Annotated in this window: 19 protein-coding genes; 7 read left to right on the top strand and 12 right to left on the bottom strand. The window is 35.7% G+C overall.

The genetic code is table 11. The annotated features are described in order from the left end of the window. Positions 1-55 precede the first annotated feature (55 nt). The 11 genes from HUW50_RS13355 to HUW50_RS13305 all read right to left on the bottom strand — a co-directional run bounded on the left by HUW50_RS13355 (position 56) and on the right by HUW50_RS13305 (position 13,064). Positions 56-1,558, bottom strand: coding sequence for a class I adenylate-forming enzyme family protein (locus HUW50_RS13355; protein ID WP_185654000.1), 1,503 nt, complete (start codon positions 1,556-1,558; stop codon positions 56-58). Positions 1,559-1,571: 13 nt separating this feature from the next. Next, positions 1,572-2,864 (bottom strand): amino acid racemase, encoded by a 1,293-nt coding sequence (locus HUW50_RS13350; protein ID WP_066336486.1) that lies wholly within the window; start codon positions 2,862-2,864, stop codon positions 1,572-1,574. Next, positions 2,861-3,427, bottom strand: coding sequence for a hypothetical protein (locus HUW50_RS13345; RefSeq protein ID WP_185653999.1), 567 nt, complete (start codon positions 3,425-3,427; stop codon positions 2,861-2,863). Before HUW50_RS13345 ends, HUW50_RS13350 begins: the two co-directional genes overlap by 4 nt. Before the next feature lie 14 nt (positions 3,428-3,441). Further along, positions 3,442-4,800 carry an ABC transporter permease gene (locus HUW50_RS13340; RefSeq protein ID WP_185653998.1) on the bottom strand — a complete coding sequence of 453 codons (1,359 nt, stop codon included), beginning with the start codon at positions 4,798-4,800 and terminating at the stop codon, positions 3,442-3,444. 32 nt (positions 4,801-4,832) lie between these two features. Continuing rightward, the gene (locus tag HUW50_RS13335; protein WP_066336492.1) at positions 4,833-5,774 is read right to left on the bottom strand and encodes an ABC transporter ATP-binding protein; all 942 of its coding nucleotides are present in this window, start codon (positions 5,772-5,774) and stop codon (positions 4,833-4,835) included. Continuing rightward, positions 5,771-7,042, bottom strand: coding sequence for a phenylacetate--CoA ligase family protein (locus HUW50_RS13330; RefSeq protein ID WP_185653997.1), 1,272 nt, complete (start codon positions 7,040-7,042; stop codon positions 5,771-5,773). The genes HUW50_RS13335 and HUW50_RS13330 overlap by 4 nt, the downstream gene beginning before the upstream one ends. A gap of 25 nt (positions 7,043-7,067) precedes the next feature. Further along, a complete protein-coding gene (locus HUW50_RS13325; protein ID WP_185653996.1) occupies positions 7,068-8,183 on the bottom strand; it encodes a 3-dehydroquinate synthase II domain-containing protein in 1,116 nt (371 codons plus the stop codon). A gap of 5 nt (positions 8,184-8,188) precedes the next feature. Then, positions 8,189-8,974: an amidohydrolase family protein gene (locus HUW50_RS13320; protein ID WP_066336498.1), complete on the bottom strand. Its 786-nt coding sequence runs from the start codon at positions 8,972-8,974 to the stop codon at positions 8,189-8,191. Between the two features lie 50 nt (positions 8,975-9,024). Beyond that, positions 9,025-10,386, bottom strand: coding sequence for a phenylacetate--CoA ligase family protein (locus tag HUW50_RS13315; protein ID WP_232329064.1), 1,362 nt, complete (start codon positions 10,384-10,386; stop codon positions 9,025-9,027). Between the two features lie 27 nt (positions 10,387-10,413). Next, the gene (locus tag HUW50_RS13310; protein WP_066336500.1) at positions 10,414-11,244 is read right to left on the bottom strand and encodes a class I fructose-bisphosphate aldolase; all 831 of its coding nucleotides are present in this window, start codon (positions 11,242-11,244) and stop codon (positions 10,414-10,416) included. A 920-nt stretch (positions 11,245-12,164) separates the two neighbouring features. Beyond that, complete coding sequence (locus HUW50_RS13305) at positions 12,165-13,064, bottom strand: fumarylacetoacetate hydrolase family protein (RefSeq protein ID WP_066336503.1); 900 nt, start codon at positions 13,062-13,064, stop codon at positions 12,165-12,167. 626 nt (positions 13,065-13,690) lie between these two features. Between HUW50_RS13305 and HUW50_RS13300 the strand changes: the two genes are divergently transcribed. From HUW50_RS13300 to HUW50_RS13270, 7 genes are all read left to right on the top strand, one after another. Beyond that, positions 13,691-13,861 carry an aspartyl-phosphate phosphatase Spo0E family protein gene (locus tag HUW50_RS13300; RefSeq protein WP_083964717.1) on the top strand — a complete coding sequence of 57 codons (171 nt, stop codon included), beginning with the start codon at positions 13,691-13,693 and terminating at the stop codon, positions 13,859-13,861. Between the two features lie 237 nt (positions 13,862-14,098). Next, positions 14,099-14,320, top strand: a complete 222-nt coding sequence (locus tag HUW50_RS13295; protein WP_066336505.1) for a spore germination protein — start codon at positions 14,099-14,101, stop codon at positions 14,318-14,320. A gap of 12 nt (positions 14,321-14,332) precedes the next feature. Next, positions 14,333-14,563, top strand: a complete 231-nt coding sequence (locus HUW50_RS13290; RefSeq protein ID WP_066336507.1) for a spore germination protein GerPB — start codon at positions 14,333-14,335, stop codon at positions 14,561-14,563. Positions 14,564-14,752: 189 nt separating this feature from the next. After that, positions 14,753-15,349: a spore germination protein GerPC gene (gene gerPC, locus HUW50_RS13285; RefSeq protein ID WP_185653995.1), complete on the top strand. Its 597-nt coding sequence runs from the start codon at positions 14,753-14,755 to the stop codon at positions 15,347-15,349. 263 nt (positions 15,350-15,612) lie between these two features. Continuing rightward, positions 15,613-15,789 (top strand): spore gernimation protein GerPD, encoded by a 177-nt coding sequence (locus HUW50_RS13280; protein ID WP_066336512.1) that lies wholly within the window; start codon positions 15,613-15,615, stop codon positions 15,787-15,789. Next, a complete protein-coding gene (locus tag HUW50_RS13275) occupies positions 15,786-16,151 on the top strand; it encodes a spore germination protein GerPE (RefSeq protein WP_066336514.1) in 366 nt (121 codons plus the stop codon). The genes HUW50_RS13280 and HUW50_RS13275 overlap by 4 nt, the downstream gene beginning before the upstream one ends. Positions 16,152-16,277: 126 nt before the next feature. After that, entirely contained in the window at positions 16,278-16,496 is a 219-nt protein-coding gene (locus HUW50_RS13270) for a spore germination protein (protein WP_066336516.1), read from the top strand. Positions 16,497-16,618: 122 nt separating this feature from the next. Here HUW50_RS13270 and HUW50_RS13265 read toward each other — a convergent pair whose 3' ends face one another. Next, positions 16,619-16,930 (bottom strand): HNH endonuclease, encoded by a 312-nt coding sequence (locus HUW50_RS13265; RefSeq protein WP_185653994.1) that lies wholly within the window; start codon positions 16,928-16,930, stop codon positions 16,619-16,621. Positions 16,931-16,941: the final 11 nt, after the last annotated feature.

Here is a 16,941-nt window from a genome sequence, read left to right as displayed (position 1 = left end):
CTGAAAAAAAATCTGCCAAGAAAAGTGACAGATTCCTCCTAAAACAAGATTACTTTTAAAATAGTACTTCCGAAGTTTTCTCCGTAAGGGATAACAATTTAAACCGATCTGGCTTTCTAGCGGAAGTTAGCGGAATCTCTGATAGAAAATGCCAGAAAACGGGCCTCTTAAACGATGGGAGTTGTTCTTCACACATTCTCTTAATCTCTTTCATCACTTTATGCTTATTTAATCGTTTATCAATCACAACATATGCGATAGGTTGTTGTCCAAATGTGTCATTCTTCTTACCTAGCACCACCACTTCTTTAACACCTGAATATCGGATTAAGAAATCTTCCACTTCTGCAGAATAAAATGAAAATCCACCATGATTTATTTCATCTTGTTTTCTACCTGATAGAAATAGATAACCATCATCATCGAGATACCCATAATCACCGGTACGAACCAAATTTCCATAAAACGTTTTTTTATTTAAGGCAGGATTATTCAAATATTCATCCATCGTATATCGCGAACAAATACTTATCTCTCCAATCTCACCTTTAGGCACTTCTTCCCCATTTTCGTCCACAACACGACAATCTACAAAAAAGGAGGGAATTCCGACAGAACCATGTTTATCAAGCCACTCTGTTTCATCAATAGAAGAAATCCCGCCCACTTCACTCGTCCCATAAAAATCTATGAAGCTAGTATCTGGCATCTGTTCCATTAACCGCTTTTTAAGCAAGTAGCTAGTAGGGTTACCAGTAGTCATGACTACCTCCAAACTTCCTGGCATCTCCTCATTACTCTCTTCCAACCAATCTACTAAGCTAGTGAGATCACTGGGACCAGAGATGATTTGATGAATGTTATATTTATGAGTTAATATCCATATATATTCTTGTGACTTACTAGTTGTCAATACCAGTGTTTTCCCCTCTTGTATAATTGAAATCGCCAATGTTAAATGTGAACGAAAAAACAGCGGCCGAATAATCAAATTGTACTCAGTAGTATCGCGATAATACTCAGCTGGAATTTGCAAGGTAAATGCTTCTGGACTTACAACAATCCCCTTTGGCTTTCCAGTTGTACCAGAAGTAAAAAAAAGGAGAGGAGAGGTAAACTCTTCCTTAGGAACTTCACACTTCGAATATTTGTTGAGATCTGTTTCATAAACATCTTCAATAAAAATAAGTGAATTCCTTCTCCCTTGAAAACTTTCTTTCACTAAACTAGTAAAAGAATTTTCCGTAATCATATAAGCATTCTGATTAAGTTCCATTAAATACTCAATTTCAGATTGTTGATAATGAACGTTTACTGGAATAATTTTAGCATTAATCGTCTCTAAAGCTAAGAACACCTCTAAATAACCAACCTGGTTATTCATAAAAATCATGACAGAATGACCAGAATCTACACCTTTTTCTGTTAGAAAACGGCTCCATTGATTCACTCTTTCAAATAATTCCTTATATGTTAGCTCTGTCTTATCATCGATCACTGCAGGTCGATTTGGATGAGAACGTGCAAAATTTTTTAAAACAGTTGTCAAACGATCCATCTAGTCCCTCCAATTAAAGAACTTCTAGCATCTCTAGATGTTTTTTAGCTAGCTTATGCTCAGGGTTTAGATGTAATGATGAATGTAATGCCTTTCTGCCTTCTTCTACATCCTTTAATTTGATATAAGCTTGTGCTAAAGAAAAATACAGCTCATCATCCTCAAGTCCCTTTTGTAAGCAGTACTGAAACTCTGCTATCGCTTTTTTTACGTTACCACCAAATGCCTCTGGTGTATTTAACAATCTCATTCCATTTACTTTTCGCGCCAATAATAAGTCTGGCGCAATTTCCAATGCCCTGAGCGTTTCTCTTTCAAAGATAGGTAATAATCTCATTTTATTAAGTACGCTTGAGTTTTCAATCAATCTGCCCAATGCGATCGCAAACCATGCATGTGCTTCAGGAGAAACTGGCTCCTGTTTTACTGCATCTTCCATCATGTTTTTTGCTTGTTTAAATTTTCCCTGATCTAGAAGTAGTTTACACTCACTAATAACCTTATCAACGTTATCACTAGAAGTTTCCCTAATTCCTTCGGACATTTGCTGATCATTTTCATACATTACTTCAATTTCAAAACCTGCTGGTATCTGATCGCTTCCTTTTAATTGCTCACTTTCATCCAATTGATCTGCAGCATACATTAACGTCTTTTCTGCTAATAACCGAGTAGTATCGATACAAGGCAATACCGAGTTATGATCATTTATTATGATCGGTAATTCGGTACAAGCTAAAATAACAAGTTGACTCCCTCTATCTTTTAATCCTTCGATCATGAGTTGGGCTTCCTTTACAGTATCTGAATCTACATGATCAAAAAGTAATTCTTCTGCTATTATCGCATCTAATCTTTCCTTCTCCTCTTGAGAAGGCTCAACTAGTTGGATTCCTGCATTTTTTAACTTATCTCGATAAAGGGAAAATTGCATCGTTGGGAACGTCCCTAACACCGATACTTTACTTACCTTTCTTTTAAGACACTCATTAATTGTTAGATCAATGATACTAAGTAAAGGCAGTGGGGAAACAGCTTGCACATCTTCGAAAACGTAATGGGCTGTATTTGCTGGAATAATCGCAAATTCTGCACCAGATCGTTTTACATTCTCAATTGATTCTAAAATTAAACTCGTAATCTTGTTAAAGTCAGCTACATCAAATTCATTTTGAGGGTGAGCATGAATGGAAATTTCCGGGCAGTGCTTGAACCGTTTTATCCCTTCGATTACAATTTCCTTGTAACATAATGCTGCACCAACAGCTGTTACCCCAACAATTCCAACATGTTTATAGGCTTTCATACTAATCCACCGACCTTTTCAGCTCTGATCTCATCTACTGGTGATTTTAGAAAACGATTTTTTTGCAATCGATAATGAATTAAATTTGGATTAAAGTACTCCACTAGTTTTATCCCTGGTTTTTCATTAGATTGGAAGTGTAATTTATACTCCTTAAAAGGAATCATTCCACCATTAAGTTCCTCAGCAAAGATTAATTTTTTCGGATTTCCTGACAGGTCTGAAATTTCAGTTGGTAGACACCAGCCATTTTTCGTGATAATCCGATTTGACAGCACTTCATCATTTTTTAATATCTTGCCAATCACTTCTTCTTTTTCTAAAATCCGCTGATAAAATTCACTTGGAACATGTTCTGGATAAAGCATCATAAAGTTGTGAGAAACAAATAAATTTTGATTGACGGTGTAAAGAAATGATTCTCTATAAATTGTATTATCATGTTTTTCTTGATTAATAACCTCAACATACACCCTTTCACCACACAGTGTTTCTAGCATATCGGTTGTACGTCCATCCGAAACCAACAATAATTCAAATAGCACTTTACTAAGCTCTTCCATTTGTTCACCTCTATTCACTTAACATAGTTCATTTTCCATAAAGAAATAAGCAGGAAGCATATGCCAAAGCCAAGTAACACAATTGAGTTAACAAGAACGTGTTCGAATCCAAGTCCTCTTACTAAAATATCCTGATATCCTGTTAGAGCCCATGCATGTGGTGTAATTAATGCGATATTTTGCATGATATCTGGCATGATGAATAAAGGGACCATCGTTCCACCTAATGCAGCCAATGTTAAGGCGAGCAAAACAGACCATCCTGATATTTGCGAATCTGTCTTAAAAACGGCAGCAATTAACATACCTAAGCAAGAGCTTGCCCATACAAGCGAAAGTGTCACAACGATTAAACCAGTAAAGGATGAACCAAGTGACATATCAAAGACAAAATGTCCGAAAGCAAAGAGAACGACTACTTGAACAATACCGATTAAATAATTTGGAATCATTTTCCCCATAAATAATTGCCAACGATCAACTGGTGCCGCTAAAATTCTTCTAAACGTACCGTCATTTCTTTCATTTAAAAATGAGCGACCCGCATACATAATAATGAAAAACGCATACATGACCGTATAACCCGGTACATTTTGCTGAAAGGCATCGGGTCGTTCGATTACCTCACCCTCTGTAGCGGAGTAGGTTCCTATAGTAATACTTGGGTTACTAAGAGATTCGCTCGCAGTATTTACTAAATCTTCCTTCATTCCAGTAAGGTCTGGCGCCGTTTCTTCTTGTGAGTCTACCTCCACTGAAGCTGGTACAGCTGCATTGTTTGTCAATTGATTTAATTGAGTTGTCAATGCTTCAATTTGATCCTGATACGCAAGTTCTACTTGCTCAATTTCATCAGTAACCATTTGATTGATGTCTGCAACCTGATTATCAACCATTCGACTAACGATATACTCTACCTCAAATGCTTGTGCTACCCCTTCTATCGCTCTTCCGATAATTGAGGTGATATTGGCTTGTGCTGGGTCTTCATACGATACTAACTCTAGTTTTTCACCGTTTTTAATCTTACTACCAAAACCCTCTGGAATAATTAATGCAAAAGGAAATTCTCCATCCTTTACTGCTTGTTTCGCATTTCCCTCGGTATATTCGGTACCATCTTCTTTAGCAAAAGTTAACTTTACACCTTCGGTAGCATCCAATAATTCAATTAATTTGTCAGAATCGTTCGTTTGATCTAGATTTACAATAGGAAGAGTGATTTCTTCACCCTCTCCTCCTTGAAATACTGGCATTAAAGCAAAACTCATAATGGTCATGAGCATTAATGGAAGCATGAACAAAACAACGATTGCTCCAGGATCTTTTAACATGATCCTTAAATCTTTTTTAGCAATTGCCCACCATTGCATAGTAAAATTCTCCTTTTTCAGCTAAATGACTTCTATGAATCTCTTAATTTTTTCCCAGTCTTATATAAAAATAATGTCTCTAAAGAGGGATGCATAATATTTGTAACGCGTGCACTACTCTCTTTACGATTCAACTTTTCAAGTAACACTGCAACGTTTTGATTAATATCCTCAACAACTAATTCGAGCCTTTTTTCCGATATCCGAACATTTTTCACAAATGAGATATCACTTAAGTTTTCTGATAAACCAATAGCTTCTTCATCATTTTCACAAGTGAGCTCTATTACGCCTCCATAAACTTGAGCCACTAACTCTTCTACAGTTCCCAAAGCAATGATTTGACCACCATCAACGATCGCTACCCGGTCACATAACACTGTTGCTTCTTCCATATAATGAGTAGTGTAGACAACTGTAATACCTTGACTTTTTAATAACCTAATCAAATCAAATATTTGATTTCGGGACTGTGGATCAATTCCGACAGTTGGTTCATCCATAAATACGACCAAAGGATTATGAATTAATGCAGCTGCGATATTAATTCTACGTTTCATCCCACCAGAGTAATTTTTTATCGGTTCCTTAGCACGATCTGTCAGACCAACTAACTCTAGTAATTCAGATACCTTTTCTTTAAGTGGCTTCCCTTTTATGCCATATAACTCTCCAAAGAACTTTAAATTATCAATGGCACTTAGCATCGGATAAAGAGCAATATCTTGAGGAACGATTCCAACTATTTTTTTGACTTGTTTTTGTTTCTGTTGAGCATTAAGATCATTAACTATAATATTTCCATCACTTGGAAGAGATTGTGATGTCATCATAGAGATTGAAGTTGTTTTTCCTGCACCATTTGGACCTAATAATCCAAATACCTCTCCTTTTTCTATGATTAAATTCAAATCCTTCACAACATGACGTTCACCATAGCGTTTATTTACTTTTTCACATGTAATCATACTCATAGAGATAGCTCAACTTTCGAATTTTTTTCCTGCAGTTTTATGTATACTGGTTTTAGGCTAATTGTATTTTCAGTAAATAATTGTCGGTTTATTAATTCACCTTTATTAGCCAACCTTACGATTACAGGTAGATCTAAAAATTCTGTTAAATGTTGCTCCATGTTACGTATCTCTGTTACTGATAAAGAGTCGTCTCCAAAATCAACGATTGCAGTTAAATATTCATCTGATTCAACAATCTTCCAAATCAATGGGACTTTTGGTAAACGATAAATAGCTTCGTGAATATCTAAACCTTCTAAAATAGTTCCTTTAGAATTTACAATTCTCTCTTTTGCACGACCATGGACAATGATTTGCCTTCCACTATGTCCACATCGACACTTCGTTTCTTTTACTGTTACGATATCCTCATTTACATACCTGAGCATAGGTGACCCTTGATGTGATAATGTTGTTACAGCTAGTAGACCTTTTTCACCTATCTTTTCTGGCTGCTTCGTCTGTTCATTAAGCACTTCGATCACGAAATCTTCTTCCGAAATGTGCATGTTTCCATATTCACACATTGAAGCAATATTTGCTGTTTCGGTAGATCCATAAAATCCGTACACAGGCACCCCTAGTTTACTTTCTAAATATTTCTTCCTATGATCTCCAAGTAACTCTCCTGCTACACAAGCGGCTCTTAAATTCGGAAAAGCCTCCTGCATACTCAATCCCATCATTTTCGCTGTTTCTATTAAATATTCCAATTCTCTTGCCAAACCCGCAAATACTGAAACATTTAGTTTTTGCATGAGCTCTAACACTTTTACATATGGTGTGATTGTAGTACGGCTACTTGCTGGAACCATTCCTGCAGAAGCTTGCATACATGCCTGTTGCATTAAAAATGCTGTACAGGATAAAGCAAAGGGAAATCGAATTAATACCAAATCTTCATTACTAAGGTTTACCCCCATTTGATTCAACTGATTTCCAGCTGTCTGTAAATCTTCAAGTGTAAACCAGGATGAACTACTTATTCCAGTTGTGCCTGATGATTCATGATAATGAGCGATTTTTGATACCGCCACACCTACTAAATCATAGGGTTCTGCTAATCTTAAATCCTCTTTTGTCGTTAATGGAAGTGAAGGTAGATCATAAAGGGATACATTGTTTAGATTGTAAGTTTCAAGTTTGTTTCTATAAAAAAGGGACTGATTCTTTGACTCAAGCAAACGTGCAAATTTTTGTTCCCTTACTTTAGAAAGTTCTGTCACGATCACAACCTCCTTGGCATATTGTTTACTGTTCCGTTATTGTTTCTAAAATCTTAACGCCCATGTGTCGACCAGGCTCACACATATAAGCCATAATTTTGTCTCCCGGTTTAAAGGTTGTAGCACTTTTTGGATTTCCATCACCATCAAATATTCTAATATGCCAGTCATCCTGAACAATTGCGTTTATTTTCATGCCTTCGTATTCACATTCGATAAGTAACAGTGGTCTAACCTCTATTTTCATTCGTCCCACATTAACCGACCGGCAATTACCATTTAGGTCAACGACTGTGACTTGGTTTCCTACTCGTAAATCAGTTATATATTCTGTTGTATCATTCGGACACCACACATAGGAATGGACAGCACCAGCATTGACACGGAATGGACGAGTATTCATATAAGGAAGGTAATGTGTTTCACTACATACCATTAAGCCGCCTGATGAGGTCGACCCAATTATCATTGCTTCTTCCTTTGTTAATAAACTTGTAGTATCAATACATGCTCGTTCACCGGCATCCAAATGCTCTACTTTGGTTACTGTTGCGCTCACAATATCTAACTGAGTATTGCGCGATTGCTGCATGAATTTATTCATATCCAAAATTTCCTCCATGTTCGTTGTGGTAAGCAGGATTCCATCTGCTCCCACTTCCATTACATCTGAAGATACCCTTCCATCCTCCGTACTCACAACACGCTTAATAATCTCAATTTCATAGTTTTGTAGTTTCGCAATGACTAGTTCTAACGGAATATTTGTTTCATCTTTAAAATCTACAATCAAAATCGGGTTTTCCATTCCATACTCAACAGCTTCAAGCATTGTTTCTTGGTCGATTACTCGAATATACCAACACGTTTTGTACCCCTCTTCTCTTGCAAGCTGGAGCACTCTCAAGTTGGTTGAAACAATTGTCGTTAATGCTTCCTCAGAGCCAAACATTCTACATTGGTCCATATTGTCAACAACGATATGTTTTTCCAAACGAGGTGAAATAGGTAAATGTTCAACCTGGTCATATGTTAATAGGATCCCACGGAAAGAAATACTTTGGTTTACAGTCAATAGAGTCGATTCTATCTGTTCTTCAGTTATATTTCTTGCATCAAATAAGGCCTTCTTAATATTCATATCCGTCACGTCCTTTGTTCAATTGGTATAGTTAATGTTAAAAGTCTTGCAAAGTTCCCACCTAAAATCATTTGTTTCTCTTCGTCAGAAAGTGAAAGGCGATTAATCTTTTCACGTTCAACTATTGCATCTGAAAGTGGAAACTCAGTCCCAAACAATAGTTTTTTTACCCCTGCCTGTTTGATCGCCAATTTAAGCGCGAGGATTGGTGCTAAAGATGTTTCTAAGTAAACATTCGGAAACTCACTTGCCAAATTAATTGCGTGTTGATCAACATCCCCTATCCCCATATGACCGATTATGATCGTCGTGTTAGGATGTTTTGCAACTAATGATTCTAGTGCAAATGTGTTAGTCTCTTCATTGACAGTGACATGCGTGTATAAAGGAATATCATAAGTACTACATAATTCAGCGATCCAATTGACATTGCCCTCTAGGAATGACATTGGGTGGACAAGAGGTGCAAGTTTTATTCCTTTAAACCCCTTTTGAATAGCGAGTTTCACTTCGCTTTCGATATCACGAGCATCTGGCAATGGATTTATACAATAAAATCCAATAAATCTTTCTGGGTATAAGGCAACACAGTGTTCCACATATTCGTTATCTGGTTGAACTGGCTCAGGTCTCTCTCTCAAGGTTGTATATTCTGACATCTTCCGAATATCGAGCATACCACCTGGTACTAGGACAGCTTTGTCTATACCGGCAAGATCCATATCTTGGATTAGTATTTCTGGTTTTGCAGCTGTTCGCTTTGAAATATGTGCATGAGAATCAATGATCATATGAATATTCACCTGTTTCTAAAAAATTGATATTAAAATATGATTTTTATTTATTCAAAAAAGACTCTTTTTGCTTTTTCAAACGTACGCTCGATATGATGATTGATGATAACCTTGCAATTAAATTCAAGAGTGTTGTAAAGATGTGAAGTCACTTTATCTATTAATTGTTCATCTGTAAGTTCAGTTTTGAACGGTTCAACTTCAACTGTTAACTCTTCATTGGATACGATGAACTTGAACCACATGCCTACTTCAGGTATTTCTAACAGAATATTTTCTAATAAAAATGGTGAATAGTCCTCACCATAAAGGCGAATTTGATTTTCTTTTCTACCGCGTAAATGGAGAATATCTGAAGTTATCTCATTTCCACACGAGGATTTCATTAGGTAGCCCATATCGCCTGTTCTGTAACGAATGATCGGCATTCCTTCTCTCATAAGTGTGGTAACAACAATCTCACCAATTTCACCATATTCTAAAACGTCTTCTGTCAGTGGATTAATGATTTCTACTTTCACATGACCAGGTACTACATGGTAACCATGTTGTTCTGAGCACTCGACACCAATCATCCCGCATTCTGTAGAACCATAGAAGAAGGTGGCTTGGCAACCATAAAGCTCTTCAAGACGAGTTCTAAATTGTGGGGAACACCCTTCGCCTGTTAAAATCAAACGACGCAATTTTATATCCTGTCCTAATTTATAACCTAATTTTTCACTCTCTTCTGCAAGTAAGGCCGCATATGATGGTGTTGTTGCTAAAATAGTCGTTTGATATTCTTTCATTAGTTCTAAAGATTTTTCTACTGGGGCCATGTAGCCACCTTTTCCAATCGATATAACCGTCGCTCCAAATACAAATTGATAGACGCGCTGAAATCCTAATCCTGGCTGGGCCACCTCATATGGCAAAGCAACAGCTACAACATCTTCATCACTATCTGGAAATAAGACAGGATACTTCGGTATCACATCATATTTAAATTGATCTGCTAAAGTATAGGATAAGTACATCGGTTTCCCTGTCGTCCCTGAAGTCGAGTGGACTTGTCCAATCTCACTAGTGGGACAGCAAAGTAGCTTCGTCCGGTCACCTGCAATTTCCGCCTTCTTTAAAAAAGGTACATTTGCTAATTCTGATAAATCATTTATATGAGGAGTAACCATTCCAGCTTGCTGCATTTTTTCTCTATAAAAGTCATTCTTGTTCCAAGCATGGTTCAGCGTTAAATTAATTGCTTTTACATGAAATGAATCAATTACCTCACGCGGCAAAGTCTCGATTGTTTGCTGTTGATTATCCAATTGTTCGAAAAAAGGAATAAGTTCCTCTAAATGTGATTGATGTCCCTCAACAAGAGTCGTCATTTTTCTTGGTCTTATCTTGAATTTCGTCATTTCCATATTCCTATTCACCCCTGTTTATTAATTTTAATTAAAAAGCGGTAAAACTTGATGTCCCCTGTATATTTCATATGCTTCACTGCCTGATTGACGCTCATGAACTAGTGCATTTAGTGCTAGTCCCATCGCTAGTGGATTTTCATCTTCAAATACATTTCTACCAATACATAAGCCTTTTGCACCAGCCTCTAAACAATCATCAAGAGATTGAAGCCAATCTAATTTTGAACTTGATTTAATCCCTCCTGCAATTAACACAGGAATCTTAAAGGCAGACATTATTTCAGGTAGCACTTCTAGATGGTCAGGGCACTCTACTTTAACCATGTCAGCACCTAACTCCCCTGCCACTCTAACTGCATGAGCAATTCGTTTCCCATGGTCTAATAAGTTGGTTGTGCGTTCAGCTTTTGTTACATTCATCATGACTAATAATGGTAGTCCCCAATGATAAGCTTGATCACATAATTCTCCTAATTCTTTTAACATTTCAGGCTCATGTAAAACACCAAGATTAGTATGAACAGAAATTCCTGTTACTCCTAATCGCAAAGCGTGCTCTACACTAGTAACCTGTTGCTTAAATGCAGTGTCAGGTCCCATTGATGTTGATGCACTCAAATGTAAAATATAGTCCATACCAGATAAATCTTGATTTTCGGACATCGCCCAATGAATGATGCCTTTATGGGCAATGACTGCTTGATACCCACTATCCTTAGCTTGTCTAATCAAATCAGGAATGTTAAGTAGACCAGTTAACGGTCCCATCGTTGTTCCATGATCTATTGGAAGTAATAGTGATCGCTTTGAACTAGGATGGAAAAGTCGGTGAATACGTAATGTTTTACAATTCATTGAATTACCTCCGATTTAATAGATTTGTTTTGTCCGTTAACGCACTAAATAATCGAATAATGGCAAGCAACACCTCCTTTAGTTGTTTACTTTATGACTTATTAAACATAATTAAATAAACTATTCACATGTGTATACTTGGTTATAAAACCTTAAAATATTACTGTTTTATAATCATTTTTTTATAATAGTTGAGGGTTTTTCGTCCTTATTAAACTGAATGTGTATGGATATAGAAAAATGTATGTACTCTTGATGATGGTTTTTCTGATGCATTGATAAACGATTAAACTAAGTTAACAATGGTAGTGACCTATATTAATCATTCAAGGAGGTATGTCTTAAGTGTGACACAATGATTGATGACAAACTTCATGAGGTAATTTTCCTACAAAATTGTGTTGGAAATGAATTAATTGTTTAATTTTCTGATTTTTTTCTCTTTGTCACTTACAAAATTAACATAAATGAGTAATATTTTGTAAAAACTTTTGCCGAAATTTGAAAAACAAGCAATTATTCCTATTTTTTAAGAATAATAAATTTAATTGTTTTTTATGTGGATTTTACTATTTCATTATATTTCTTAACTAGTGTGTTTTTATTTAGAAAGTACATACTTGTTTTATATATTACATACGAAAGTGCACTATTCCATCCTAATTGAGAAGCTATAAAATCAGTATTTAAAAAAAGTTTATTTCACTTATCTATTTTCTTTACATATAGACCAAAAGACACAGTCAGAATTTTCTCTATCTTATAAGGGTTTTAATTCATTAGGCAATTATTCTTGTACTATTTTCTTACAGAAGTGAAGCGGATATAACTAGTAATATTTAAGCTTGAAAAATACCATTTATTGTGAAAAGATTCAAAAAAAAGAAGCCATCAATATAGCTTCTTCCAATAAACGACCTCTACATTATTCGATTCCTTAACTTCCCAATCCCTTCAATCTCAACCTCAACTGTATCACCTGGTTTCAAAAACTTAGGCGGATTAAATCCTTTCCCAACCCCTGCAGGAGTACCAGTTGCAATAATATCGCCAGGTTCTAGAGTTGTTCCTTGGGATAGTGTTGAAATGATATGTTCGATTGAAAAAATCATATCCTTTGTATGTCCATTTTGTCTTACTTCATCATTGACTCTAGTTGTAACAGTTAAATCATAAGGGTCTTCGATTGCAGATTTATGAACGATATAAGGACCAATTGGACATGAAGTATCTAAGCTTTTCCCTAGTAAAAATTGCTTGTGCTGATTTTGGAGATTTCTAGCTGTAATATCATTAACAATTGTGTAGCCAAATACGTAATCCATTGCAGCTTCTTCGGTTATTTGTTTACCCTTTTTTCCAATCACAACTGCAAGCTCACCTTCATAATCAAGCTCTTTTGTAAGATGTAAATGCGGATCAATTTTATCCTCATGTCCTATAACCGCAGTCGGGGCTTTAGAGAATAGCATGACGTGTTCTGGTACATCTGACTCGCTTCCCATTTCAATTGCATGGTCACGATAGTTTTTTCCTACACAAAAGATATTTTTAGTTGGTCTCGGGATAGGTGAATGTAGTTTCACATCGGTTATTTGGTATAGATAGCTTTCTGATCCCTCTTCAACATTTATTTTATCAACAATCTGCTTAACATCCTGAACAAACTTATCACCTAAGGGGATACAATCAAAAAGGGACTTCGGAAAGGATGTTAACTCAAAAATGTCTTTCTCTGCTTTTTTCAAATCAATGATTTTATCACCGTGTACAAGGCCAATAAACTGGTCATTATGTATTGTAGCTGTTACAAATTTCATAAAAAGCCTCCATTATAAAGATTATTTCAATTACTGGTTAATTTTGCATTTAGCTGATCATTAGGGATAGTAAGAATATTCGATAAGCACTCGCTTATTTCCTTTAGTAAAACATGATTATATTGGTCAAGGTGGATATAGGCATCAATCTTCTATGTTCCTCCTTATTTACTTGCTAAGAATATTATATAGTAAATCAAAAGCTTCATATAATGTGTTAGCTTTTAGTTTTTGGCTCTGTTAAACTTGATTGTTGATTTACGCTTTGGCGTTCGCTTTCCGTGGCAGTCTCACGCCTTCCGCTCCAATCAACAAGGTTCCAAAATCACTAGTGAGCTTTAACAGAGCCCAGTTTTTAAGATCTAACAACTAATCCGTTAAGTTAATAACAAGTTACAAATAACACCATTTACCTAATTTTAGAATTTTTTACTAATATTTTTTACTAGTTAAGCAAAAGTTTTCGTGTAATTCCTGTAGAATTTTGTATCTTTTTTTGTTATTTTAGCGAATATGATATTTTCTAAAAAATCCATTGTATAATAAGCTTGTCCCTATAAATAAGGGTTTTCATTACTTCGAGGACGTTAAAAAATTTAAATATTGAATAGAGATGGAGAAAGTTAATGGTTATTAATGAAATTGAATTAAAAAGAAAAGCATTAATTAAAACAGCAATGCAGTATGGCTTGAACTCTAATAAAACAATTGAATGCAGTCAAGAACTTGATATCTTACTGCTACAGGAAATTAAATGGAGCAAAGATATAACAAAACAAAAACAAGTTACTAACTAATTTTTCACCATGGTAGAAGCTACTTTAAAGTAAAATAAAGTTAATACAACTTGATAATTCATATTTTCTAACTTAACCTTTACGAATGCTCTTCTACTCATTTGAATCTTCTTACCGTGATCTGATTATTCCGCATTTATCACACATTTTTCTATTATTCATAAGGTATATAACATCAGTTCAAACACATTAAATTTTTACCGTGTTTTGCCAAACTTGACAAAAGGGATGTTCAAAATGCCAGCAATTGTAGGTGCCATTAAAGTAAATAGTGTAGGAACAAGTAGTATTGTTCATATTGGAGATGTAATTACTATTTCTCCATATAGTGAAGTTAAAACCTTTGCTGGTGCTGGCTCCTTTAACACCGGTGATGGACTTAACATTTACAATCAAAACTCAGTTACAAATACGTATGACAATGATGTAATCGATCAACCAATTGCAGGAAATCTATAGGGAGTGTTGACGATGAATTTCTATATAAATCAAACAATTTGTATTAATTATTTGCGGGTCGATGCTGTAAGCAATTCTTCTGTCCTACAAATAGGGAGTGCGGGAATCATTAAACCCCTATCAAACCTCTATAATACAGGTAGCTTTACAGAAGCAGCACCACAGATTGAGACAGCAGCGCCTACAGGAGTATCTGAAGAGGAAGGATCATTCGTTGTTCCTCTGACGTCACCGACAGCTTAATAAATCGAGACAAATCGAATATTTACGGCAGTTTCCACCCACCTTCGCTTCCTTGACCCACTTAAGCTAAAGGCAAGGGGGGTGACTTCTTAGTTTGTGTGGAATAAATAGGCATTCACCTATCTCTTGTACCTTGCATATACATTAATTATCAACTATTGTGCGAAGAACTAGAGGTGGGTGATGAGTTTGTATTACGACACTATGAAATACTTACAGCAACTTCATCAATATATCCAACATCAGGATAATAGAATTCAACAATTAAATGAATTGCTAGAAAATATTAGGTCAGAGATTGACCAAATTAAAAATCAACCATTCACAAATATTGAAAAAATAGAATATAAGTTTGACCAACTAAAGGTGGAACATCTTGATGGAACGTTGAATATCGGTTTAAATCCGACGAACCCTGAGCAAATTGATAACTTCGACGTTCAGCAAAAAGGGATGAATGTAAACGGGGTTCAACAACAATTACGAGAACAACTTCTTCAGCAATGTAGTGAAGAAATAAATCAGTTTTTAAATACGGATTGTGTCAGCCTTATCGAGCTAGCCGAGAAACAATATGATCTACGTATAGATGATCCTCACCGTAGACATATCATTGAGGATATACGAAAACAAATCGATAGCCGAATTCAATATTATATTAATGGTCAACCATTAACAGAACATGATTCCCTCTTAGATAAAAAACAAGAAATCCTGATACAAGTTAAAAAAGATGTAGAAAACTCAATTAATCACTTTTTAAATCATTTACCAAAAGATTCATAATAAGAAAAGCGTAAGCGCCTTGATCAGACTAAGGCAGGCATAAGACGCTTAGGAATAGAAGACGTTCTTTGTCTTCAATTCCTGAGTGGCTGTAGACCTGAGAGGGTCTAGGCGCTGGAGCTAGACACCAAAACTAAGTACAAAGTTTTAAACTTAAACTTTCTTAACTAAGAACAAAAGCGCAAGCGCCCGTTTAGCGCCAAAGAAAAAAAAGCACTCTGTATGAGTTTAAGATTAGTTTACGTTAAGGATGTGAATCACATATGAATTTCACAGTTGTTAATCACAATTTGCAGGTTGGTGCAGTTAAAATAGTCGGTGTCTCAAGTTCTTCAGTTTTTTTAATAGGTGATACAAACACAATTTCGCTTTCATCAGTATTTGATACACCGCCTGAATCAATGATTATTGGTGCTTATGTGCCACTGGCTCCACAATGATTAGTCGGTACTCTAACGTAAATACAGCGTATGTTAATTCAGTTGGAATTAGCTCTGTTATTAATATAGGAGATTCTATGGAAATAACTCCTTCTGTTAAAGTATTGGCTGTTCAACGGGAAGAAGAGCGGTATTACGGGTCAGAAGGCGACCTTTCCCAATATGAAATTTTTGAAGAAGAATTCCCTCAGCCTATCTTATATGAGCAAGTGACAACGAATTTTTTCCATAAAAACCCTAAAATCACAGTACACACAATAAATATTACCGCCATCTCAAGCTCAGCAGTTTTTCAGATCGGCTCAACAAAAGATATTGTGTGTGAAACTCGTACAAAACATATTCGTCATTTTAAAGATTGATTAGAAGGCTAAAGGCAAGGAACCCGCTTTATCAAGTTATCTTCTCCTTTTCAGTTAGATCACGAACAAACATGAAAATATATGCATAAAGTAAAGTACCATCGAAAACGAAAAGGATGTTTTTATATGCCCGCAATCGTAGGACCAATAAAGATTAATAGTGTAGGTGGCGGAGTTGTCAACTTCGGAGATTCCTTTTATCTATCTCCAAAAAGCCAGTCAAAAAGTGCCTCTGGCTCTGGAGGAGGAAGCACAGGAGATTTTCATATTATTAACAACGGTATAAGTGCAACAAATATGATTGATCCTGATGTTACAGATCAAAATATGGTAGCAAATAATTAAGTGAATAACATGAAAGCAGGAGTGATATTCTCCTGCTTTTTGTATTTAAAATTCCCCAATTAACTCATTGTCTTTTTCTTCAGAATAAGAAAAGATCTAGCATTCATATGCTAGACCTTTCCTTACAAGTAACGACCTTTTCGCTTTCGTTCATTTGATTTTTTCGTCTTAACTAATTTGCTTGCTGCCTGTTTTCTAATCCATTTTACATAGCTTTTTAGTTTTTCATTCTGCTTTAACTCTTCTATCGTGGATAACCTTGCTGCTAGTTCTTCATTTGTGTAAACTGCATGTATTTGCTTATGACATGGAATGCACAACTTTGCTGTTGGGAGGAATGTGCCACCCATTTCTTTTGGGGTTAAATGATGGATCGTTGTTTCAACTTCTTTTCTGCTACATAATTCACATGTTCCAATTTCTTTTTTCGCCACGGTCTCTACCC

Origin of the sequence: Metabacillus sp. KUDC1714, from assembly GCF_014217835.1 — a bacterium.
Classification (GTDB): domain Bacteria; phylum Bacillota; class Bacilli; order Bacillales; family Bacillaceae; genus Metabacillus; species Metabacillus rhizosphaerae.
Note: the sequence above shows the minus strand (reverse complement) of the source record. Positions and strands in the feature narration are given on the sequence as shown.

Bases quoted from the DNA above. Each gene is read 5' to 3' on its own strand.
- HUW50_RS13355 (WP_185654000.1), bottom strand. From the start codon at position 1,558: ATGGATCGTTTGACAACTGTTTTAAAAAATTTTGCACGTTCTCATCCA.
- HUW50_RS13350 (WP_066336486.1), bottom strand. From the start codon at position 2,864: ATGAAAGCCTATAAACATGTTGGAATTGTTGGGGTAACAGCTGTTGGT.
- HUW50_RS13345 (WP_185653999.1), bottom strand. From the start codon at position 3,427: ATGGAAGAGCTTAGTAAAGTGCTATTTGAATTATTGTTGGTTTCGGAT.
- HUW50_RS13340 (WP_185653998.1), bottom strand. From the start codon at position 4,800: ATGCAATGGTGGGCAATTGCTAAAAAAGATTTAAGGATCATGTTAAAA.
- HUW50_RS13335 (WP_066336492.1), bottom strand. From the start codon at position 5,774: ATGAGTATGATTACATGTGAAAAAGTAAATAAACGCTATGGTGAACGT.
- HUW50_RS13325 (WP_185653996.1), bottom strand. From the start codon at position 8,183: ATGAATATTAAGAAGGCCTTATTTGATGCAAGAAATATAACTGAAGAA.
- HUW50_RS13320 (WP_066336498.1), bottom strand. From the start codon at position 8,974: ATGATCATTGATTCTCATGCACATATTTCAAAGCGAACAGCTGCAAAA.
- HUW50_RS13315 (WP_232329064.1), bottom strand. From the start codon at position 10,386: ATGGAAATGACGAAATTCAAGATAAGACCAAGAAAAATGACGACTCTT.
- HUW50_RS13310 (WP_066336500.1), bottom strand. From the start codon at position 11,244: ATGAATTGTAAAACATTACGTATTCACCGACTTTTCCATCCTAGTTCA.
- HUW50_RS13305 (WP_066336503.1), bottom strand. From the start codon at position 13,064: ATGAAATTTGTAACAGCTACAATACATAATGACCAGTTTATTGGCCTT.
- HUW50_RS13300 (WP_083964717.1), top strand. From the start codon at position 13,691: ATGGTTATTAATGAAATTGAATTAAAAAGAAAAGCATTAATTAAAACA.
- HUW50_RS13295 (WP_066336505.1), top strand. From the start codon at position 14,099: ATGCCAGCAATTGTAGGTGCCATTAAAGTAAATAGTGTAGGAACAAGT.
- HUW50_RS13290 (WP_066336507.1), top strand. From the start codon at position 14,333: ATGAATTTCTATATAAATCAAACAATTTGTATTAATTATTTGCGGGTC.
- HUW50_RS13280 (WP_066336512.1), top strand. From the start codon at position 15,613: ATGAATTTCACAGTTGTTAATCACAATTTGCAGGTTGGTGCAGTTAAA.
- HUW50_RS13275 (WP_066336514.1), top strand. From the start codon at position 15,786: ATGATTAGTCGGTACTCTAACGTAAATACAGCGTATGTTAATTCAGTT.
- HUW50_RS13270 (WP_066336516.1), top strand. From the start codon at position 16,278: ATGCCCGCAATCGTAGGACCAATAAAGATTAATAGTGTAGGTGGCGGA.